Annotated in this window: 1 protein-coding gene; it reads right to left on the bottom strand. The window is 55.0% G+C overall.

The features are described from left to right. Positions 1 to 258: hypothetical protein (locus ACO0LN_RS30390; RefSeq protein ID WP_422980507.1), on the bottom strand; the 258-nt coding region annotated here is incomplete at both ends.

The raw sequence follows: 258 nt of genomic DNA, 5'->3' as shown, positions 1-258 counted from the left end.
CGTTACCTGTACCCAGGTTGATCGTGTCTGTAACAACGCGGGCAACTGCAGTCGCTGTGGACTGTGCATTCAGGTTCACACCGTTTTCTGTCACGTTGTAAGTACCGGCAACATAGTTACCCAGCAAGACAACGCGGTCAGCACCAGCACCCAGGCTCAGGAAGTTGGCGCCACGGGCCAGAGTCACGTCCAGAGCAGATTGTGCTGTCAATGCGCCTGCATCGATCGATACACCAACAGTGGCGTTAGCAACGTTGA

Origin of the sequence: Undibacterium sp. TC9W (assembly GCF_049339865.1) — a bacterium.
In the GTDB taxonomy this organism is placed as follows: Bacteria; Pseudomonadota; Gammaproteobacteria; order Burkholderiales; family Burkholderiaceae_D; genus Undibacterium.
This window is presented reverse-complemented; position numbering and strand designations above follow the sequence as displayed.